Source organism: Megamonas sp. Calf98-2, assembly GCF_900110235.1.
GTDB lineage: Bacteria > Bacillota > Negativicutes > Selenomonadales > Selenomonadaceae > Megamonas > Megamonas funiformis.
This window is the reverse complement of record NZ_FOCY01000016.1, coordinates 34662-57248: the sequence shown is the minus strand read 5'-3', so window position 1 is coordinate 57248 and position 22587 is coordinate 34662. Positions and strand designations below refer to the sequence as shown.

The following is a 22587-nucleotide window of genomic DNA, read 5'->3' as shown; positions in this document are numbered from 1 at the left end:
AAATTGTACCAGTATTAGGAATGGAAAATTTGGCTGCTGATTGATTTAATGATAAATGATGTAGCCATTTATATTCAATAACTTTTTGCTTAAAGATAGGAGTATATTTACGATTTTTATGAAGAAGTTGTGAAATGCCACCATGTTCATAATGAGATATCCATCTGCAAAGAGGAGCTATATCTGGCATGTTTAGAATTTTAGCTACATGAGAAATAGAATTTCCTTTTAAAACCATTTTAATTGCTTTAACTTTAAATTCATTTGAGTATTTAGTCATAAAAAAACTGCACCTCCAAAAGTTGTTTTGTGTCCAACTTTTGGGGTGCAGTTCATCTTTTTTATATCATTAATATATATTTATTAAATTTAATCTGTCAATTTAAGTAATCTTTTACCATCTGCAATCGCCACAGCGGTTATGATGATGTCTGCCACCATCACGATAGCCATCACCATTACCATCACGGTAACCGCGACCATAGCCACAACCATATCCATAGCCTTCGCCATCACAAAGAGCTTGTCTTTCTTCAATAGAAGCTAAAATTTTATCTGCTTGTTCCTGAGTAAGTCTGCCATCTGCTACACGTGCTGCTAATTGATCTTTTCTAAGTTCTAAAATTTCTGCTTTAAATTCATCTAATTTACCAGCTTCTTTAGCGATAGTGCCAAAAGATTTACCTGTATCATGTCTTTCATCAATAACACTTTCTACGCTACGACCAGTGAGTCCAGCAACTATTTCTGCTGGATTATTATAAGCAGATGTCGCAAAAGCTGTAGTTGCAACGCTCAATGCTAATAATCCTGTAACGATAATTTTCTTTAAGTTTTTCATATTTATTCCTCCCTACTTATCTCTTATCTTTGATTATATTGTAGCAAGACTTTTTGTCAAAATTATGTCTTTTTTGTTTTATTTTAATGGTATTTTAAAAATAAATTTTGCCCCACCATCAAAATTATTTTGAGCAATTAATTCTATATTATGTCTTTCCGCTATCTGTTTTGCTATAGCTAAACCTAAGCCTGTACCTACTTTATTATGCTCACCATGAGTTTTATAAAATCTATCAAAAATATGTGGCAAATCTTTTTCATTTATGCCTATGCCATAATCACGAATAATAATTGTGTCATTTTTAGCCAAAACATCTACTTTATTATTTTCAAAAGAAAATTTGATGGCATTATCTAATATAATCAAAAACATTTGACGGAGTCTTCCATAATCACCAGAAATTTTTAAATTAGGATTTTTTAAATCAATATTTATATTAATATTTTTATTTTTAGCAATCTGTCTTGCACTTCTAACTACATCAGAAATTACATCATTTAAATTTAACTCCTGTTTTTCAATCGCAAAATCTGGATTTTGTAATCTAGATAAATCAAGTAAATCTCCCACTAATCTTTGCAAAAATTTAGCTTCATTTAACATCTGTAAATGATACTCATCAATTTGCTTAGGGTCTGTAATAATCTTATCACAAAGTGCTTCTAAAGAGCCTCTAATAACTGTAACCGGTGTTCTAAGTTCATGTGATATATTAGACACAAAATCTTTTCGCATTTGTTCTAATTTTAAACTTTCTTTACTAGCTTCATCTAAACGTCCAGCTAATAAATCCATTACATTTGCCAATTCTCCAACTTCATCTTTCTGTTTTATATTACATTTAGCCTGATAATTGCCTTCGGCTAATTGCATTGCCACAGATTTCATCTTTGTCAAAGGTTTAGTGAAAAAATATGAAAATAATATTGCTAAAGCTAAAACAATAATAAGTGCTAAAATTATACTTATGCCTAAAATCATAAGCCCTTGATAAATCCCATCAGTAGTACCTTCTACAGGTGAATGCAACAATACAGCTCCCCATACTTTTCCATTTGCATCTTTTATCGGCACACCTACAGTCAACGTCAATTGCGATAAAACATCACTAAAGCCTTCACTAAATACTGTTTTATCTTGAAAGACTTCTCTAATAACTTCACTAGCATTTGGTGGCAACTCAGAAAAAGTATAATTTGTATGCATCATTTTATGATGTTGCATATTCCTTGGTGTGATGACATTCATATTCTCGTCTACAATCCAGACATTATAGCCCATAATTTCACTACTAAAATATAAATGCGCGCCATATCCCATACCATTATATCGTCTACCTGTTGATAATGATTGTGCTAGCGATTGCGCATAATTTTGTAATTGCGTCTTATGCAAATCCACAGTATATTGCTTGAATAATACTAAAAACACACCACTAATTATAATGGAAAAAATTATCAAAGTTAGCGCAAAACTTAAGCTTAATTTTAGAGCTATTTTATTGTTTAACATCATCACTTACCTCAAATTTATAGCCAACTCCCCAGATAGTTTTTATTTCCCACTTACCATGAGGATATTTTTCCAATTTAGCACGCAATCTCTTTATATGGCTATCTACCGTTCTACTATCGCCAATATAATCATATCCCCATAATTTATTCAATAACATATCACGAGAAAAAACTCTATCTTTTTTAGTAGCTAAAGTCCATAAAATTTCAATTTCTTTTTTTGTAAGTGATAATACTTTATTATTTATACTCACTGTATAATCAGCTAAATTTATCTGTAAATTATCATAACTAAAAACTTGTAAATTTTCTGTTTTAGGCTGAATACGTCTTAAAATAGCCTTTATTCTAGCCATTATCTCTCCTGGTGAAAAAGGTTTTACTATATAATCATCAGCACCGATTTCCAGTCCCATAATCTTTTCAAAATCTTCACCACGAGCAGTAATCATTATAATTGGCACATTAGATGTTTTGCGAATTACTCGACATACTTCAAAACCATCTATTTTAGGCATCATGACATCTAATAAAATAATATCTGGTCTTTCCCTTTGAAATACATCTAAAGCCTCTTGTCCATCTACAGCAATAACAGTTTGATATCCTTCCTTTTTAGCATAAGCTTCTAAAATAGAAATAATTTGTTTATTATCATCTACAATCAAAACCTTCATAAAAAAACTCCCTTTATATCTATATTTTTTATTCTAAAAGTTTATAAAAAAAGTGCATAAGATAAAGTAAAAACTTTTTCTTACACACTTTTAGCTTACCCTATTTTTATATTACAAACAAGGTGAATATATTTAGATTTTTTCAGTAGTGGAAATAGCAGGTTCTTTAGCTACAGCATCTGCTTGTTTTTCTTCTACTACTTCAGCATTTTTCACTTCTTCTGTAGTGGAAGTTTCTTTTTCTTCGCTATTTGCTTCTTTGATTTCACAAACGCCTTCTAAGCTACCAGTTTCCATGATAATTTTTAAATCTTTTTCTTCTAAAGTTTCTTTTTCAATCAAAGCTTTAGCGATTAAATGAAGTTTGTCTATATTTTCGATTAATAATTTACGACATTCATCATAAGCTTCTTCAATATAACGACGAACTTCTTTATCAATAGCACAAGCTACATCTTCACTGTAATTGCGTTGATTATTGAAATCACGACCTAAGAATACTTGATGATCTTGTCCATCACCAAAAGCAATTGGACCTAATACATCACTCATACCATATTGAGTAATCATGCTACGAACTAAACCAGAAGCTTGTTGAATATCATTAGAAGCACCTGTACTGATTTCTTTAAGTACAACTTCTTCAGCAACACGACCACCGAGCATAGTTTTCAATCTATCAAGTAACTCTCCACGTGTAGCATAAGAGCGATCTTCTTTTGGTAACATTAAAGTATAACCGCCAGCTCTACCACGAGGAATAATTGTTACTTTATGCACAGGATCAGCATTTGGTAATAATAAACCGATTAACGCATGACCGCCTTCATGATATGCAGTTAGACGTTTTTCACGATCACTGATTACTTTAGATTTTCTTTCAGGACCTGCAATTACACGTTCTATTGATTCTTCTAAAGAATTCATAGAAATAGTCTTTTTATTTCTGCGTGCAGATAAAAGCGCAGCTTCATTTACGAGATTGCTTAAATCAGCACCTGTAAAACCTGGTGTACGGCGAGCTAATACATCAAGATTAACATCACTATCTACAGGTTTACCTTTTGTATGCACTTTTAAAATAGCTTCACGACCACGAACGTCTGGTCTATCAACAACGATTTGTCTATCAAAACGTCCTGGACGTAAAAGAGCTGGGTCTAAGATATCTGGTCTATTTGTAGCTGCAATGATGATAATACCTTCATTAGCTGCAAATCCGTCCATTTCAACCAGTAATTGGTTAAGTGTTTGTTCACGTTCATCATGACCGCCACCTAAACCTGCTCCACGCTGACGGCCAACAGCATCAATTTCATCGATAAATACGATACATGGTGCATTTTTCTTAGCTTGTTCAAATAAATCACGAACACGAGATGCACCAACACCAACGAACATTTCCACAAAGTCAGAACCACTGATAGTGAAAAATGGAACGCCAGCTTCACCAGCTACAGCTTTAGCAAGTAAAGTTTTGCCTGTACCTGGAGGGCCAAATAATAATACACCTTTTGGAATTCTTGCTCCAAGGTCATTAAATTTCTTTGGATGTTTTAAGAACTCTACAACTTCAGCAAGTTCTTGTTTTGCTTCATCAGCACCAGCAACATCACTGAAAGTAACTTTTACTTTACCATCACCCATCATTTTAGCACGGCTTTTACCAAAGCTCATTACACGGCTACCGCCACCTTGTGACTGTTGCATGATGAAAAACCATACACCAATGAGTAAAAGCATAGGAAGTAAAGAAGAAAATAATGTTGTCCACCATGGTGTTTCAGGCGGATTTTCTGCTTTTATATCTACGCCATTATCGCGAAGAGTTTTTACAAGTTCTTCATCACTATTTGGATATCCTGGAGTAATAGTTGTAAATTCTGTACCATCTTTCAATGTACCTTTAATATTGCTATTTTGCATAACAACTTTAGCTACATTTTTGTCATCGACTTGTTTTACAAATTCAGTGTAATTTATTTCTTGTTTATTGCTTGTATCTACTGAAAAATGGTCGATTACAGTTATTGCTACAAGAATGATTAACAAGTAAAAACCCACATTCCTCAAAAATTTATTCAATCTTATGCCTCCTCATAGCATTGTCTTCAAATCATAATGATTAATTATATCATATAAACAAGTTAATTAATAGTTATTCTATGTTAATTATCATTATTTTGTATATACTTCTGGTTTTAAAATACCAATATATGGTAAATTACGATATTTGCTATCATAGTCTAAACCATAGCCAACTAAAAATTCGTTAGGCACTTCAAATCCTACATAATCAATTTTTACATCAACTTCTCTTCGTTCAGGTTTATTTAATAATGCACATAATTTTACGCTAGCTGGATGACGAGATTCCATATTTTTCAATAAATAAGATAAAGTAAGACCAGAATCTACGATATCTTCAATGATGACAACATGTTTGCCTTCAATGCTAAAATCTAAATCTTTTAAGATTTTAACTGCACCGCTACTAGTAGAACCTTTACCATAGCTAGATGCTGCCATAAAATCAAAAGATACAGGAACATTGATTTCACGCACTAAATCAGCATAGAAAATAATAGCACCTTTTAAAATACCAATAGCATAAATTTCTTTACCAGCATAATCACGATTGATTTCAGCTGCAATTCTTTTTACACCTTCACGCAATTGCTCTTCTGTATAAAGTACACTCTGGATATCATCTTTCATTGTTTTCATAATTTAAAACCCACCTAATTATTATTTTTTTAATTTTAAATATAGTATATGTTTACTATTTTTATTTACTAAATAATTATTATCTTGTTGTATACCAGCTATCCAAATAATTCCCTTTTCATCACAAATCAAAGGAATTTTATCTCTATCTTCTGCCGGTATCTTTCTATCAATTAGAATGTCTTTTACTTTTTTACTACCTGCCATGCCTTTAGGAGTTATTCTATCCCCATTTTGTCTTTTGCGAATAAATAAATCTCCCTTAATCCTATCCATATCAACAAAACAATGTTCTCGACCAGACAATTTCATGACCTCATCTTGCCCACAAATTTTATCTATAATTAATGATTGTTCATAAGGCAATTTTATTTCTTTTTTCGTCAAAAGTAAACCTAAATCTATTTTTATGGATATATTTTGCTCTTTTTCCTCAGAATTTTCAATTGGCAAAATTTCTTTTTCACTAAAAGTTAATCTATCATAATTTATCTTTACTTGCAAATTCTTTGGTAATTGCAAAATTAAACCAGTATGTCCATTGTATAAAAACTTATCAATTTTATCAATATGAACAAAACTAATATTTTCTAAATTCCTTTTAAATTCTTTTATAATATACCTATATAAAGCATTTCTTATTGCCTTATGTTCTTGTTTCAATACTTTAATATCTATTTTTATAGATTTTCTACCTTGATTATCTATATCTACTATGACTTTATCTCGATAAAAATTTTCTACATAGTAATTTATAAAATCATTTTCTTGAGCAATAATCTTGGCACTATTGCAAATAGCTGTTACTACTTTTGGATTATATGCTTTTAATCTAGGGATTAAATCCAAACGTATGCGATTGCGTTCATAATCTAAACAATTATTCGTTTCATCTAAACAAGGATTGATATTTTCAGCTAAACAATATGCTTCAATTTCTTCACGATATAAACATAAAAATGGTCGTATAATATCTTCATTTTTAGCTTTCATACCGCTAAGACCTGCCGTTCCTGCACCTCTTAAAAGATGCTGTAATACAGTTTCTGCTTGGTCATTTAAATGATGTGCTGTTACTATTTTTGTGGCATTTTGTGCTTTCGCTATTTTGCGTAAAAATTGATAGCGCAATTTTCTAGCCAAAGTTTCTACAGATAATTTTTCTGTTTTAAGATGCTCTAATACATTTAAATGTTCCATAAAAAAAGGAATGTTTTTTTGCTCGCAATAATTTTTTACATACCATGCATCATTTAATGAACTTTCCTTGCGAATACCATGTTCAGCATGAGCTACAATAATCTCTAATTTATATTTAACACTGAGTTTTTGGAAGATATCCACAAGTGCCATGGAATCTGGCCCACCGGAACAAGCAATCAATAATTTATCATGAGCCTTAAATAAATCATATTCTCTAGCAAAATTTTCTACGCGCTCAATTATTTCCATTATATTTATTACATCTACATTATTATTTACGCTCATAAAAAATTACCTCAAGATTAAATTCATATTCATATAATTTTCCAGCTATTAACAAAAAGCACTCTTTAAAAAATTAAAGAGTGCTTCTTAGTTTTATTCATATTTACGAGAACCGCCACCACGGCCACCACGTTTAGAATCTGTCTTACGACGTAAATCAGTAAGTTTTTCATCACTATCTTTTAAAAACTTGGATAATTTATCTTCAAAAGAAGCGCCGCTATTATTGTGTTTACGGAAGTCATTATTAAATTGCTTACGAGGAGCAGGACGATAATTACTACTCTGTGCAGGACGAGTATTTTGTTCTTCGACTTTTTTCTCCTGTAATTGTTTAATAGATAAACCTATTTTTCCATGGTCATCAACACTTAGTACTTTAACTTTGACTTTGTCTTTTTCTTTCAAAAAATCATTTACATCTTTAACGTAAACATCTGCAACTTCAGAGATATGTACTAAACCAACTTTTCCACCAGGTAATTCAACAAAAGCGCCAAATTTAGTAATACCTGTTACAACACCTTCTAGGATATTGCCAACTTCGATTGACATACTACTTTTATGTCCTCCTTAAGATAATTAGCTTTAAGCTTTTATTATTATAACCTTGCTAAACAAATAGTGTCAATAAAATGTTATTCTTTTTCTTCAGAAATATATGGCACTTCGCCTGATTTTGTCATACCTAGCTCTTCACGAGCTACTTTTTCCACATATTCGAGCTTATTTAAATTATCTTTTTCTCTACTTAATTCTTCATTTATTTGCTTTGCTTTATTTAATCGCTCTTCGGCTATAATAGTCTGTTCTTCTACTTGGCTTAAATATACTTCTTGTTTAATAATTATAAATCCTAAATAACCAATCATTATCACAAAAGCGAATATTATAAACCGCTCCATTATTTTTCTGAACATGTTTTCACCTATTAATTTATATTTCCCAATACTAATCTAAACCTAACATATTTGCAATAACATCTGCTATATTATCGGAAGCGTATGGTTTCTTTAACACCTTAGCATTATTTCTAAGTTTTGGCAAAATAGTTGCATCAGATAATACTTCACGTACTACTGCATCTAAGGTATCTTGATGTCTCACCCAAATGGCAGCACCATTATCAGAAACAAATTTTGCATTATCCACCTCTGGCCCTGGTATTGGGTCGTGCAAAATCATTGGTAATTCTCTAGTCAATGCTTCACTTATTGTAAGTGCACCAGGTTTACTGATTAAAAATGTAGCCACAGACATAAATTCTTGAATATTATGCGAATATCCCCATACGAAAATTTTATGTTTGGAATGCTGTGCATATTCATTCATCTCTGACCAAAGTGCTACATTTGCTCCTGTAATTACGAGAATTTGAATATCTTTTTTCAAGCGTTCTAATTGGCAAAGTGCATTTTTTACGCCACCTAAACCAAGACCGCCACCCATAATCAAAGCTACAGGTTTATCTTTTTCCAATTTGAATTTTGTCAATAAATCATCTCGATTATAATCTACACGGAAATTATATCCCACAGGTATACCTGTAACAAAAATACGTTCTTCTAATAAACCTTGATTTACCATTTCTTTTTTCAATAAATCATTAGCAGTAAAATAAATATCAATATTTTTATATAACCAAAATTGATGTACACAAAAATCTGTCATCACTGTGATTAAAGGAATATTTATTTCTCCTGTTTGCTTTAGATAAGATGCAGCTGCACATGGAAAAGGATGTGTACAAATAACCATATCAGCTTCATATTTTTTTATAAGCTCACGCATATCTTTTTTCATAGCATGAGCAAAAACAGATTGTATAGTACTTCCTTTTGTAGAATCTGATGTAAATTTATAGAAAAATTCATACACGCTTGGTGTATGGTCGAGCATCTTTAAATATATATCTTTAACTAGACTATTGAAATAGGCTGTTTCTGTTGACATAAAATCAATAACATTTATTTTATTGACAGGATATTTTCTCTTTATCGCCTCTGCAACAGCATTGGCAGCCTTATTATGACCAGACCCCATTGATGCTGTAACCACTAGAATATTTTTACCTGACATATATTTTCCCCCAGATTATCAACTTAGTTCAATTATATTTTAATTTCCAATTTGTTAAATATGTATTAAAGTCTTCTTATTACTTGCAATAATTTACATTTTATCATATTCATTTTATACTGTAAAACAAATAGCTATTAATTATATGTAAAAAATAAATTAAATACTATCTATAAAAATCAAGTATAGGAGGTAATATTTATTTATGAATAAACGTTGGGAAATTCTACCCATTGATGAAAAAAAACAAATCTTATTAGAAAAGAATTTGCATATATCTTCTAGTCTAGCTGAAATTTTAACTAGAAAAAATCTTGATGAAAACTCAGCTAAATTATTTCTCAATCCCACAAAAATTCCCTATCATGACCCTTTTTTGCTAAAGGATATGGAAAAAGCTTGCCAAAGACTTTTATTAGCTTTAAAAAATAAAGAAAAAATCTGCATTTATGGCGATTATGATGTAGATGGTGTCAGCTCCACTGCCCTTTTAATGACAGTTTTTACTAAATTAGGCTTTAATATAGACTATTATTTACCTGACCGCCATAGTGAAGGATATGGTCTTCATATCGAGTCCTTACAAAAATTAATACCTAAATACGATTTATTAATCACTGTTGACTGCGGTATTACAGCTCTTGATGAAGTTGATTATGCCAAAGATAAAATCGATATGATTATCACAGACCACCATTTACCTCGTGAAATTCTTCCTGATGCCTTTGCTATTATCAATCCTACACAAACACAATGTAATTATCCCAACAAAAATCTTTGCGGTGTAGGTGTAGCCTTCAAACTTTGTCAAGGACTATATCAAAGCTTAAATAAAGATATTCATGAATTAGAAAATTATTTGGATATTGTAGCTTTAGGCACTATAGCTGATATTGTACCCCTTGTTGATGAAAATCGTCGCATTGTCAAAAAAGGATTAGCTAATATTCAAAACTTAGGTATAAAAACTTTAATTGAAATCTGCAATTACGATGAAAATAATATAACTACAGGTCATATCGGTTTTGGTGTAGCTCCTCGCTTAAATGCTGCTGGAAGATTGACTCATGCTAGTATTGCTGTTGAACTATTATTAGCCACTGATAAACAAACAGCTCGTCAAAAAGCATTATATCTAGATGAAGAAAATAAACAACGTCAAGAAATTGTAGAAGATATTTTTCACGAAGCTGTCAAAAAAATTGAAGAAAATAATCTTCAAGAAAATAAAATCATCATTGTTGTTGGCGAAAATTGGCATGAAGGTGTTATTGGTATAGCAGCTTCTCGCCTACAAGAAAAATATTATCGACCTATAATAATCATAGCGACTAAAGATAATATTGGTAAAGCCTCTTGTCGTAGCATAGATGGACTTCATATGAAAAATGCCCTCACTTATTGTGAACAAGATTTAATGATTTATGGAGGTCATTCCAAAGCAGCAGGTTTTACGATTGATTTAGCTAAATTAGATGATTTTATTTCACATATGCAAACATATGCTAATGAACATTTAACAGATGAAGATTTAATACCAATTTATCAAGTAGAAACAGTTTTAACACCTCAAGATATAACCATGGATTTTATCGAAGAATTATCCTTACTTGAACCTTTTGGCATGGGAAATCCTAAACCACAATTTGTCTGTCAAAATCTCTTAGTCACTAAAAGCATGAAAATGGGCAAAGAAAATAATCATTTACGCTTTAATTTTGCTTATAATAATACACAATATACTGCTATTGGTTGGCATATGGCAGATGTTGCCGATGATATAAATAATAAATATGTAGATATTTTATTCCAGCCTGAATTAAACCACTGGAATGACCATACTTATCTACAGTTTAAATTAAGTGATTTACGTCAAAGCAAACGAAAAATTTCTTATTTAGAAGAATTTCCTGCTTATGACACAATCGGCAAAATATATCTTTGTCTGCGCAATCAAGAAAAAAAATATGGTCAAAGTATATTTTCCCTTAAAGATTGTCAAGCTTTATTAAAACAAATTTACAATCTAAATTTATCTGATTACAGTATAAAACAATGCCTGATTATTTTAAGTGAAATTAACATTTTAACGATAAATCAAGATAAAATTAAATTATTATCTTTACCTAATCAAAAAATAGATATAAAAAATTCCCCAACTTTTGCTAAACGATTTAATCTACAAAAGCTTTAAAAACCTTGATAAATTGACTTGAAATAATTTATTATATATAATTATAGAAGTTTTTTATTAGTAAATAATCAAAAATTTCAACTTAAAATATTGGAGGTAGATTAGTTTGAAGTATATGAGCGGAAAAGAACTCCGTAGAAGATACCTTGACTTTTTTGTCAAAAATGGACATTTAGAACTTCCTAGTGCATCTTTAATTCCAAAAGATGACCCTAGCTTATTGATGATTGGTGCTGGTATGGCTCCTTTCAAAGCTTATTTCACAGGTAAAATGACACCACCTTGCACTCGTATCACTACAAGTCAACGTTGCGTTCGTACTGGTGATATTGAAAACGTAGGTCGTACAGCTCGCCATCATACTTATTTTGAAATGCTTGGCAACTTCTCCTTTGGTGATTATTTCAAATATGATGCTATTAAATGGGCTTGGGAATTTTTAACTGGAGAATTAGAACTTCCAAAAGATAAACTTTGGGCTACAATCTATCCTGATGATGAAGAAGCATATAAAATTTGGACAACAGAAACTGACATCAATCCAGAACATATCGTTAAATTAGAAGATAACTTCTGGGAAATTGGTAGCGGTCCTTGCGGTCCTGACTCTGAAATTTTCATTGACCTCGGTGAAGAACGTGGTTGTGGTAGCCCTACATGTGGCGTTGGTTGCGATTGTGACCGTTATCTTGAAATTTGGAACCTTGTATTTACTCAATTTGACCGTACTGAAGATGGAAAATACAATCCACTTGTACATAAAAACATTGATACAGGTTGTGGTCTTGAACGTCTTGCTTCAGTATTACAAAATAAACCATCTAACTTTGAAACAGATTTAATGTTCCCTATCATTGAATATGCTAGCAAAGTTGCTAATAAAGAATATGGTAAAGATAAAGAAACAGATATTTCTTTAAAAGTTATTGCTGACCATGCTAGAAGTATTTCCTTCATGGTTATGGATGGTATCTTACCTTCTAATGAAGGTCGTGGCTATGTACTTCGTCGTTTATTACGTCGTGCTGTACGTCATGCTCGTATGCTTGGCATCGAAGATAAATTCTTAGCTGGCGCTGTTGATGTAGTTGATGAAATCTACAGTGGTGTTTATGATGAACTCACAAATAGAAAAGATTACATCAAAAAAGTAATCAGCTTAGAAGAAGACCGTTTTGCAACTACATTAACTCAAGGTATGGATTTATTAAATGCTGAAGTTGAAAAATTAAAAGCTGAAAATAAAACTGTTCTTGATGGTGAAGTTGGTTTCAAACTCTATGATACTTATGGTTTCCCTTGGGAATTAACAGATGAAATTCTCCATGAAAATCATATGACTTTAGATAAAGAAGCTTTTGATAAAGCTATGGACGAACAACGCACTCGTGCACGTAATGCTCGTGGCGAAAACAAACGCATGGATATTCCTGATTTACGTGATAGCAATATCGGTGAATTAAAAGTTGATGAAACTGCTCGTCAAGCTAAAATCGTTTGCATTTGGAAAGATGCTAAAACTACAAATAGCCTTGAAGACGGCGATGAAGCTGGTCTTATCTTAGACGTTACACCATTTTATGCTGAAGGTGGCGGACAAGAAGGCGATATTGGTAGCTTAAAAACAGATATGGGTAATGCACAAGTTATTGATACTAAAAAATTACCTGATGGTTCTGTTTATAATATTGTTCATGTAACTGAAGGTAGTCTTCATGTTGGAGATACTGTAGAAATAACTGTAGATATGGAAAATAAACTCGCTTCTGCACGTAACCATACAGCAACACATCTTTTACAGGCTGCTTTAAAACGTGTTGTTGGCGACCATATCAATCAAGCTGGTTCTGCTGTAAATGCTCATCATTTACGTTTTGACTTCTCTAGCTTTGAACCAATCTCTGCTGAACAATTACAACAAGTAGAAGAAATGGTAAATGCTGAAATTTTAACAGGTAAAGATGTAGAAATTTCTCATATGAACCAAGAAGATGCTAAAAAAGCTGGTGCTATGGCATTATTCGGTGAAAAATATGGCGATATCGTTCGTGTAGTTACTGTACCTGGATTTAGTATGGAACTTTGCGGTGGTAGCCATGTTAAAAATATCGGTCAAATCGGCATGTTTAAAATCATTGGTGAATCTGGTGTAGCTGCTGGCGTTAGACGTATTGAAGCTATCACTGGTAAAGCTGCTATTGATTATATGAATGCTAAAGCTAAACTTTTACAAACAGCTATAACAACTTTAAAAACTAACGAAAGCAATCTTTGCGATAAAATTGCAAACCTTCTTCAAGAAAATAAAGAAATGAAAGCTGAAATTGCTAAAGTTCAAGCTGAACGTGCTAAAGCTGATTCCAATAAATTATTAATGGCATTAAAAGAATATAATGGTGTTAATGTAATTGTTGGTAAAATTCAAGCTGCTAACATGGATGAGCTTCGCAACAATGCAGACCTTCTTTGCAACAAATTCGATAAAGCTGGTGTAGTTGTTCTCGGTGCTATACTCAACGATAAAGTTAACTTCGTTGTAAAAGTAAATAAAGACGGTGTAGCTCGTGGCTTACATGCTGGTAAAATCGTAAAAGAAGTAGCTATGGTGACTGGCGGTAACGGTGGCGGTCGTCCTGATATGGCTCAAGCTGGTGGTAAACAACCAGAAAAATTAAATGATGCTTTTGCTAAAGCTCATGAAGTAATTCAATCTCAAATTAAATAATTATATTTAAACTAGCAAGGGGGCTAATTATCTAGCCTCCTTTTGTTTTCTTAAAGTAATATTGACTGTCTTTAAAACTATTTTTTTGTTATAATTAGTACATAGATTATAAATTAATCTACTATATGACAATATATAGATATTTTGAGGTGATTATTATGTCCAACATTAAAGATGAAACTATGATGTTTAATTTTGGTGCAGATGATGATAAAGCAGCAAAAGCACTTTGCTTATCTTGCCGTGCTATGCTCGAAAAAGGTTACAGTCCAATCAATCAATTAGTTGGTTATCTTTTATCTGATGACCCAGCTTATATCACAAGTAACAAAAATGCTAGAAATGAAATTCGTAGACTAGGACGAGATGAATTACTAGAAGAACTTGTACGTTTCTATTTAGAAAACAATGAGAATATAAAAAAAGGTGAATAAATATTTATGAGAATAATGTCCCTTGATATCGGTGATAGAACTGTTGGCATTGCCGTAAGTGATGAACTTTTATTCACAGCACAAGGTGTGGAAACAATTCGCCGTAAATCTTATAAACATGATTTAGCTCGTATTCGTGAATTAAGCAAACAATACGAAACTAAAAAATTTGTCGTTGGCTTACCTAAAAATATGAATGGTACAGTTGGCGAACGATGCGATATTGTAAAACATTTTACAGATAAAATCCTAGAAGATATTCCTGATGCTGAAATTATCTTTTGGGATGAACGTTTATCTACTGTTGCTGCTGACCGTTATTTATTAGAAGCTGATGTCAGCCGTGCAAAACGCAAAAAAGTTATTGATAAAATGGCTGCTGTATTTATTTTACAGGGCTATCTTGATAGTTTAAAATAACTTAAATTTTATGATTTCATTTGGAGACTTTTTATTTATATGACTAGAATTGATAGACGAAATGCAGACCAATTGCGTCGTTTTAAAATAACAAAATACTTTCAAAAATATCCAGCTGGTTCTGTTTTAATTGAAACAGGCAATACTAAAGTAATTTGTGCTGCTACTATTCAAGATGGCGTTCCTTCATTTTTACGTGGTAGCGGTACAGGCTGGTTAAATGCTGAATATTCCTTACTTCCATCAGCAACATTGACCCGTTCTCCTAGAGAAGCTTCTCGTGGTAGACAAAATGGCAGAACACAGGAAATCCAACGTCTTATAGGACGCTGCCTTCGCAGTGTTATGGATTTTAAAGCTTTAGGTGAAAGAACAGTCATTATTGACTGTGATGTAATTCAAGCCGATGGTGGTACGCGAACAGCTTCAATCACTGGAGCTTTTGTTGCATTAGCTGAAGCTTTAGCCACTATCTACGACCCTAAAAAACCATTTCCATTAAAAGATTTCATGGCTGCCATAAGCGTAGGTATCTCTAAAGATAATGAACCTATATTAGATTTATGTTATGAAGAAGATTCTACTGCTATAGCTGATATGAATATCGTAATGACAGGAGAAGGCCATTTTGTAGAAATTCAAGGTACTGGTGAAAAACAACCTTTTACACATGAACAATTCAGTAAAATGCTCGCCTATGCTCAAAAAGGTATTGATGAATTAATCTCTTATCAAAAAGATATTTTAGGTAATGACTTAGTTTGGAAAATAGGAAGGATTCCATGATGAAAAAAATTATTGTAGCTACAAAAAATCAAGGCAAAATAAAAGAAATGATAAATGCATTTAAAAATTTACCTATAGAACTTCATTCTTTAAGTGAATTTGGTCCTTTACCTGATGCTGTTGAAGATGGTACCACTTTTGAAGAAAATGCTATCAAAAAAGCAAAATTTTACGCTCAAAAAACAGGCTATGCTTGTTTAGCAGATGATTCAGGTTTAACCATTGATATTTTAGATGGAGCTCCTGGTATTTATTCAGCTAGATTTGCTGGTTATCATGCAGATGATTTAGCTAATAATAAAAAAATGATTGAAGAGCTACAGAAAAAAAATGTAGAACAATCATCTGCTCAATATGTTTGTTCTTTAGTCTTTGTAGATACTGATGGCAAAACATTAACTTGTACTCAAAAATGTGAAGGTATCATTTGCATTTTCGCTCAAGGAAATAATGGCTTTGGTTATGACCCATATTTTTTTGTTCCTGATTTACAAAAAACTATGGCTGAATTAACTATTGAAGAAAAAAATAATATTAGTCATCGTGGCAAAGCACTACGTGAAATGGAAATCCAACTAGGTGAATATTTAAAATGAAAATAGGAATTATGAGTGATAGTCATCATGATCTATCTGCTATTGATGATGCAATTTGTCTAGCTGACGATGTAGATTGTTGGCTTCATGCTGGCGATAGTATTGATGATGCTAGCTATTTAGCTGATGTATCTAAAAAACCTGTATATGCTGTTCCTGGTAATATAGATTGGTTTTCCACTAAGCCAAAAGAAATATTAGTAGAAATTGCTGGTAAAAAAATATTTTTGACCCATGGTCATAAATATAATGTAAAATGGACAACTAAATATCTATATGAACAAGCTTCTAAATTAGGTGCAGATATAATAGTTTATGGTCATAGTCATGTAGGTAACGAAGAGCATATAAATGATAAAGTAATCATTAATCCAGGAAGTGTTTCTGAACCTCGAGATGGTCTAGACCCTTCTTTCATGATAATTGATACAAATAATGAAAAAATAAATCTTCAACGCATATTTTTAAAATAAAAGTTTTTTATATTTAAGATAAATATTTATAATGATTTTATATATTTATTTAATAAAATTATGTACTAAAATAAATAACTTTTTATATTTTTTAGTCTATAAATATATTTTATTTATAAAAGTGAACATCCTTCAACTTTAATAATATTAAGGCTTCCAGCCATTTTAGGTGTTGAAAGACATTCAAAAATATGCTAAAATTTTCATTACATGAAGATATTTTATCCAATTTGTTCGTGATAAATCCCCCACTACTTTTAACCAGTGGTGAGAGTTAATTTATTAGAGATGGGACAGATCTCAAAATAGATAAATTCTTATTTATTTAAAAATTTTCTACTTAAAAAATATATACTTATTAAGTAAAAATATGTCCTTAACCATTAGTCATTAATGGGGATTGCCTAAATTTAGGAAGTTTAATAAAACAATGACTAAATATTTTAATCCATTGGAGGGGTTATGGTGCGTACAATCCAAGCAGAACAAATCACTCAAGAAGTAGCGCAGATGTGTAAAGAAGCTGCCTACTATTTACCAGGAGATGTGTTTGCCGCATTAGAAAGAGGTAGACTTAGTGAAAAATCTCCAGTAGGAAGAGAAGTACTCGACCAAATTATCACAAATGCAAAAATTGCAAAAGAAGAAGACAGACCTATTTGCCAAGATACTGGTATGACTATTGTTTTTGTTGAATTAGGTCAAGATGTTCACATTGAAGGCGGCAACTTAAATGACGCTATCAATGCTGGTGTAGCTAAAGGTTATACTGAAGGTTATTTACGTAAATCCGTTGTAGCTGAACCACTTTTCGATCGTAAAAATACTCAAGATAATACACCAGCTGTTATCTACACAGAAATCGTTCCTGGCGATAAATTAACTATCCAAGTTGAACCAAAAGGTTTCGGTAGCGAAAATAAATCTGGCTTAAAAATGCTTGTACCAGCTGATGGTGTAAAAGGCGTTAAAAAAGCAGTTATGGATATTATCCTTCATGCTAGCTGCAATCCTTGCCCACCAATGGTTGTTGGTATTGGTATTGGCGGTACTATGGACCGTGCTGCTGTTATGTCTAAAAAAGCATTACTTCGTCCAACTAATGTTCGTAATGCTCATCCTGAATATGCAAAACTTGAAGAAGAGCTTTTAGAATTAATCAACCAGACAGGTATTGGTCCACAGCTCGGTGGTACAACAAGTGCTCTTGCTGTTAATATCGAATGGGGTCCTACTCATATCGCTGGCCTTCCTGTGGCTGTAACAATTTGTTGCCATGCATGCCGTCATTCTAAACGCGTATTATAATTTATTCAGGAGGTATATTTAAATGGCTGATAAAATTCGCATTACAACACCTTTGACTGAAGAACAGTCTCGTAAATTAAAAGTAGGCGATAGCGTTCTTATTTCTGGCGTTATCTATAGCGCACGTGATGCTGCTCATAAAGTTATGACAGAAGCACTTGCTCGTGGTGAAAAACTTCCAATTGATTGGAACAATCAAATTGTTTATTATCTTGGACCAACTCCAGCTAAACCTGGTAATCCAATTGGTTCTTGCGGTCCTACAACTTCTGGTCGTATGGACGCTTATACTCCTACAATGCTCGAACAGGGTATTAAAGGTATGATTGGTAAAGGTTCTCGTGATAAAGCTGTTATCGAATCCATGAAGAAAAATGGTGTTACTTATTTTGCCGCTGTTGGTGGTGCTGCTGCACTTATTTCCAAATGCGTAAAAAAATATGAAGTAATCGCTTATCCAGAACTTGGTCCTGAAGCACTTGCAGCTCTTACTGTTGAAGATTTCCCTGCAATCGTAGTTATTGACTCTGAAGGTAATAATTTCTATGAAATGGGTCAGGCTCCATATCGCACTTTAGATATGGATAAACTTTAATAATTAACAAAATCCTGAGCTCCTTTATTATCTTCTAGGAGGAGCTCAGTTTATTTTGCGAACCGTGAGACACACGGGGATAGCCATCTATCATTTATATTACATATAATTAATATATGGAAGCTTTTTTAAGCATGTCATAAGGTGTGTAAATTTTCCCTATGAAAATTAAAAAGTACAGGAGGTTCAAGGATGATTCACACAACATTTTATATTCGCAGATTACATTCCCTCTGCGGTATTGTTCCTGTAGGTTTATTCTTACTCGAACATATCTTTACAAACTCTATGGTATTAGGTGGACCAGCTCCATTCAATGCAGCAGTTGAGCATCTTGCATCTATTCCACATGAAATTATGCTTCCTTTGGAAATTTGCTTCATTTTAGTTCCATTCCTTTTCCATGGTCTTTATGGTTTGTACATTTTAATGCAAGCTAAAAATAACGTAAAAAGCTATGGTTATGCTCGCAACTGGAATTTCTATTTCCAAAGAATAACTGCTGTTATTATCTTCCTTTTCTTAATCTGGCATGTTGTTTATCTCCGCATTATGGTAAAAGGTGGCGGTACTCCTATTTCCTTCGAATTATTACAAGCTTATTTCCAAAATCCGATTGTATGGGGTGCTTATACAATCGCTATGATTGCATCTATTTTCCACTTCTTTAACGGTCTTACTACATTCACTATGACATGGGGTATTGCAAAAGGTCCTCGTATCCAGACTTTCTTCTCTCGTGTATTCATGGCAATCTTTGTAGTATTATCCCTTTTAACAATTGCTTTCATGAGCATGTACTGGTTTTAATCTATAAATTCTGATATAAGGAGAGACTCACGTGAAATCTACAAAAAAAATCATCGTTGTCGGTGGCGGTTTATCCGGTCTTATGGCTACGATTAAAATTTGTGAATCTGGCGGTATTGTAGACTTATTCTCTTATTGCCCAGTAAAACGTTCCCACTCCCTCTGTGCACAGGGTGGTATTAATGCTTGTATGGATTCCAAAGGTGAACATGATACTGTTTGGGATCATATCGATGATACAATTTATGGTGGCGACTTCCTTGCTGACCAATTAGCAGTTAAAGGTATGTGCGAAAACGCTCCAAAACTTATTAAAATGTTCGACCGCATGGGTGTTCCTTTCACTCGTACACCAGAAGGTAACCTTGACCTTCGTAACTTCGGTGGTGCAAAACATAAACGTACTTGCTTCGCTGGTGCTACTACTGGTCAACAGCTTTTATATGCTCTTGATGAACAAGTTCGTAAACTTGAAGTAAAAGGCAAAGTTAAAAAATACGAATTCTGGGAATTCGTTCACATCATTAAAAACAAAGAAGGCATCTGCCGTGGTATCACTGCTCAGAACATGAATTCCATGGAAATTGAAGCTTTCCCATCTGATGCAGTTATCTTAGCAACAGGTGGTCCTGGTGTTATTTTCGGTAAATGTACAGCTTCTACAATCTGTAACGGTTCTGCTGTTTCCGATGTATACCAAGAAGGTGCTTACCTAGGTAACGTTGAATTCATTCAGATTCACCCAACAGCTATTCCAGGCGAAGATAAAAACCGTCTTATGTCTGAAGCAGCTCGTGGTGAAGGTGGTCGTGTTTGGACTTACAAAGATGGCAAACCTTGGTACTTCCTCGAAGAAAAATATCCAGCTTATGGTAACCTCGTTCCTCGTGATATCGCAGCTCGTGAAATTTATCAAGTTTGCGTACACATGGGTCTTGGTATCAATGGCGAAAATCGTGTATACCTCGATCTTTCCCACATTGATGCAGATTACTTAAACCGTAAACTCGCTGGTATCATGGAAATCTACGAAGAATTCGTTGGTGACGACCCTCGTAAAGTTCCTATGCAGATCTTCCCTTCCGTTCACTATTCCATGGGTGGTATTTGGGTAGACCGTAAACACAGAACAAATATTCCTGGTTTATTCGCTTCCGGCGAATGTGACTATCAGTACCATGGTGCTAACCGTCTTGGTGCTAACTCCCTTCTTTCCGCTGCTCACTCTGGTACTGTTTCTGGTCCAGAAGCTATTCGTTGGGCTAACGGTGATTCCGCTTGGACAATTGAAGGTAAAACTATTGCTGAAGATAATGGTGCTGCTCTTACTGATGCAGAACTTGCTGCAGCAAAACAACAGACTGTTGATGAATTTGAAAAAATCATGAATATGAAAGGCGACGTTAACGCTCATAAACTCCATATGGAATTAGGCGAGCTCATGCTTCGTTACTGCACAATTGAACGTATTAACAAAGACCTTGAATATTGCTATGAAGAAGTTAAGAAAATCCTCAAAAAATGGGATCATATCGGTCTTACTGATACTAGTCGCTGGGCCAACCAAGAAGCTATGTTCGTACGTCAGCTTCGCAACATGATCATCTACGCTCTTGCTATCTGTAAAGCAGCTCGTATGCGTGATGAAAGCCGTGGTGCTCACTTCAAACCAGAATTCCCTAACCGTGATGACGAGCATTTCTTAAAAACTACACTTGTTAGAATGAACCCTGAAACTTGTGAACCAGAAATCAGCTATATCGATTTTGATCACTCCTTAGTTAAACCTCGTCCACGTCGTTATGATGTTACTAAAGGAGGCAAAAAATAATGGCAGATACTAAAAAAACTGTTCATTTGATTATTGAACGTCAAGATAGCCCTACTGGCAAACCTTACACAGAAGAATTTGAAATTCCTTATCGTCCTGCACTTAACGTAGTTGCAGCTTTAATGGAAATTCAGAAAAACCCTGTAACTAAAGATGGCAAAAAAACTACTCCTGTAGTTTGGGAATGCAACTGCTTAGAAAAAGTATGTGGTGCTTGTATGATGGTTATTAACGGTCGTGCACGTCAAGCTTGTGCTTCTCTTATCGACAAACTTCCTCAACCAATCCGCATTGCTCCAGCTCGTACTTTCCCTGTAATCCGTGACCTCTTAATCGACCGTAGCGTTATGTTTGAAAGCCTCAAACGTATCCAAGGTTGGATTAATGTTGATGGTAGCTGGGAAAATCGTGAAGCTCCAATTCAAAACCCATATACTGCTGCTACAGCATATGAAATTTCCCACTGCATGACTTGTGGTTGCTGCTTAGAAGCTTGCCCTAACGTTGGTCCACAGTCTGACTTCATCGGACCTGCTCCAACAGTTCAAGCTTATCTCTTCAATTTACATCCATATGGTAAATTTGACAAAGAAAAACGTCTTAATGCTCTTATGGAAAAAGGCGGTATCACTAGCTGCGGTAACAGCCAAAACTGCGTAGAAGCTTGTCCAAAACACATCAAATTAACTACTTATCTTGCTCAGTTAAACCGTGATGTAAATAAACAGGCTCTCAAAAATATCTTTGATAAATAATAAAAGATATATCAATCAAATAACAAAAGGAGTTAGTTTAAAACTAACTCCTTTTTATTATCAAAAAACAGCACCTTAAAAGGTGCTGTTTTCTCTTTCATATCTTATTGTCTAAAGTAATGATAATTGTCTTTTATCTCAACTAATTCATCTAATTTTACATTTAAAGCTTTTGCAATAGACGCTATTACTAAAAAAGTTGGTTGGCGTTTATCATTTTCTATAAAGCTAACCATAGCTGTACTAATACCTGCTCTCATAGCTAATTGTTTCTGAGTCATCTTTTTTTCATGTCTTTTTTCGCAAATATTATATTTAATTGTCATAATAC

23 protein-coding genes are annotated in these 22587 nt (G+C 33.3%); 12 read left to right on the top strand and 11 right to left on the bottom strand.

Annotated elements, in window-relative coordinates; all coding sequences use genetic code 11:
* From BMX03_RS06385 to BMX03_RS06340, 10 genes are all read right to left on the bottom strand, one after another.
* Positions 1-280 (bottom strand): helix-turn-helix domain-containing protein (locus BMX03_RS06385; RefSeq protein WP_143052070.1); only part of this gene is annotated, 280 nt, incomplete at its 3' end.
* 114 nt (positions 281-394) lie between these two features.
* Positions 395-841, bottom strand: a complete 447-nt coding sequence (locus BMX03_RS06380) for a DUF2680 domain-containing protein (protein ID WP_008537260.1) — start codon at positions 839-841, stop codon at positions 395-397.
* Between the two features lie 78 nt (positions 842-919).
* Positions 920-2245, bottom strand: a complete 1326-nt coding sequence (locus BMX03_RS06375; protein ID WP_255361426.1) for a sensor histidine kinase — start codon at positions 2243-2245, stop codon at positions 920-922.
* A gap of 97 nt (positions 2246-2342) precedes the next feature.
* Entirely contained in the window at positions 2343-3035 is a 693-nt protein-coding gene (locus tag BMX03_RS06370; RefSeq protein ID WP_091694418.1) for a response regulator transcription factor, read from the bottom strand.
* A 132-nt stretch (positions 3036-3167) separates the two neighbouring features.
* Entirely contained in the window at positions 3168-5120 is a 1953-nt protein-coding gene (gene ftsH / locus BMX03_RS06365; protein WP_008537257.1) for an ATP-dependent zinc metalloprotease FtsH, read from the bottom strand.
* Positions 5121-5213: 93 nt separating this feature from the next.
* The gene (hpt, locus tag BMX03_RS06360; RefSeq protein WP_015563092.1) at positions 5214-5762 is read right to left on the bottom strand and encodes a hypoxanthine phosphoribosyltransferase; all 549 of its coding nucleotides are present in this window, start codon (positions 5760-5762) and stop codon (positions 5214-5216) included.
* 21 nt (positions 5763-5783) lie between these two features.
* Positions 5784-7250, bottom strand: a complete 1467-nt coding sequence (gene tilS / locus BMX03_RS06355; RefSeq protein WP_022228217.1) for a tRNA lysidine(34) synthetase TilS — start codon at positions 7248-7250, stop codon at positions 5784-5786.
* 93 nt (positions 7251-7343) lie between these two features.
* Positions 7344-7805 carry a S1 domain-containing RNA-binding protein gene (locus BMX03_RS06350; RefSeq protein WP_008537253.1) on the bottom strand — a complete coding sequence of 154 codons (462 nt, stop codon included), beginning with the start codon at positions 7803-7805 and terminating at the stop codon, positions 7344-7346.
* Positions 7806-7888: 83 nt separating this feature from the next.
* Complete coding sequence (locus BMX03_RS06345) at positions 7889-8122, bottom strand: FtsB family cell division protein (RefSeq protein WP_015563096.1); 234 nt, start codon at positions 8120-8122, stop codon at positions 7889-7891.
* A gap of 79 nt (positions 8123-8201) precedes the next feature.
* The gene (locus tag BMX03_RS06340; protein WP_091694415.1) at positions 8202-9329 is read right to left on the bottom strand and encodes an MGDG synthase family glycosyltransferase; all 1128 of its coding nucleotides are present in this window, start codon (positions 9327-9329) and stop codon (positions 8202-8204) included.
* A gap of 205 nt (positions 9330-9534) precedes the next feature.
* On the opposite strand from BMX03_RS06340, the gene recJ reads away from it, so the two are divergent.
* The 12 genes from recJ (at position 9535) to sdhB (ending at position 22256) form a co-directional block, all read left to right on the top strand.
* Entirely contained in the window at positions 9535-11523 is a 1989-nt protein-coding gene (gene recJ / locus BMX03_RS06335; protein ID WP_091694412.1) for a single-stranded-DNA-specific exonuclease RecJ, read from the top strand.
* Between the two features lie 106 nt (positions 11524-11629).
* A complete protein-coding gene (gene alaS / locus BMX03_RS06330; protein ID WP_091694409.1) occupies positions 11630-14248 on the top strand; it encodes an alanine--tRNA ligase in 2619 nt (872 codons plus the stop codon).
* A 158-nt stretch (positions 14249-14406) separates the two neighbouring features.
* The gene (locus BMX03_RS06325; protein WP_008537248.1) at positions 14407-14682 is read left to right on the top strand and encodes an IreB family regulatory phosphoprotein; all 276 of its coding nucleotides are present in this window, start codon (positions 14407-14409) and stop codon (positions 14680-14682) included.
* A gap of 6 nt (positions 14683-14688) precedes the next feature.
* Positions 14689-15102 (top strand): Holliday junction resolvase RuvX, encoded by a 414-nt coding sequence (ruvX, locus tag BMX03_RS06320; RefSeq protein ID WP_008537247.1) that lies wholly within the window; start codon positions 14689-14691, stop codon positions 15100-15102.
* Between the two features lie 39 nt (positions 15103-15141).
* Entirely contained in the window at positions 15142-15888 is a 747-nt protein-coding gene (gene rph / locus BMX03_RS06315; protein WP_091694407.1) for a ribonuclease PH, read from the top strand.
* On the top strand, positions 15888-16484 hold the full coding sequence (locus BMX03_RS06310) for an XTP/dITP diphosphatase (protein WP_091694404.1): 597 nt from the start codon (positions 15888-15890) through the stop codon (positions 16482-16484). The genes rph and BMX03_RS06310 overlap by 1 nt, the downstream gene beginning before the upstream one ends.
* The gene (locus tag BMX03_RS06305) at positions 16481-16957 is read left to right on the top strand and encodes a metallophosphoesterase (protein WP_091694401.1); all 477 of its coding nucleotides are present in this window, start codon (positions 16481-16483) and stop codon (positions 16955-16957) included. The genes BMX03_RS06310 and BMX03_RS06305 overlap by 4 nt, the downstream gene beginning before the upstream one ends.
* A 462-nt stretch (positions 16958-17419) precedes the next feature.
* A complete protein-coding gene (locus BMX03_RS06300; RefSeq protein WP_008537243.1) occupies positions 17420-18265 on the top strand; it encodes a fumarate hydratase in 846 nt (281 codons plus the stop codon).
* A gap of 22 nt (positions 18266-18287) precedes the next feature.
* Positions 18288-18860, top strand: a complete 573-nt coding sequence (locus BMX03_RS06295; protein WP_015563110.1) for a Fe-S-containing hydro-lyase — start codon at positions 18288-18290, stop codon at positions 18858-18860.
* A gap of 192 nt (positions 18861-19052) precedes the next feature.
* Positions 19053-19670 (top strand): succinate dehydrogenase/fumarate reductase transmembrane subunit, encoded by a 618-nt coding sequence (locus BMX03_RS06290; RefSeq protein WP_015563111.1) that lies wholly within the window; start codon positions 19053-19055, stop codon positions 19668-19670.
* Positions 19671-19701: 31 nt separating this feature from the next.
* Complete coding sequence (gene sdhA / locus BMX03_RS06285; RefSeq protein ID WP_091694397.1) at positions 19702-21501, top strand: succinate dehydrogenase flavoprotein subunit; 1800 nt, start codon at positions 19702-19704, stop codon at positions 21499-21501.
* Positions 21501-22256: a succinate dehydrogenase iron-sulfur subunit gene (gene sdhB / locus BMX03_RS06280; protein WP_008537238.1), complete on the top strand. Its 756-nt coding sequence runs from the start codon at positions 21501-21503 to the stop codon at positions 22254-22256. The genes sdhA and sdhB overlap by 1 nt, the downstream gene beginning before the upstream one ends.
* Before the next feature lie 104 nt (positions 22257-22360).
* On the opposite strand, the gene BMX03_RS06275 is transcribed toward sdhB, so the two are convergent.
* A complete protein-coding gene (locus BMX03_RS06275; protein ID WP_008537237.1) occupies positions 22361-22582 on the bottom strand; it encodes a helix-turn-helix domain-containing protein in 222 nt (73 codons plus the stop codon).
* Between the last annotated feature and the right edge of the window lie 5 nt (positions 22583-22587).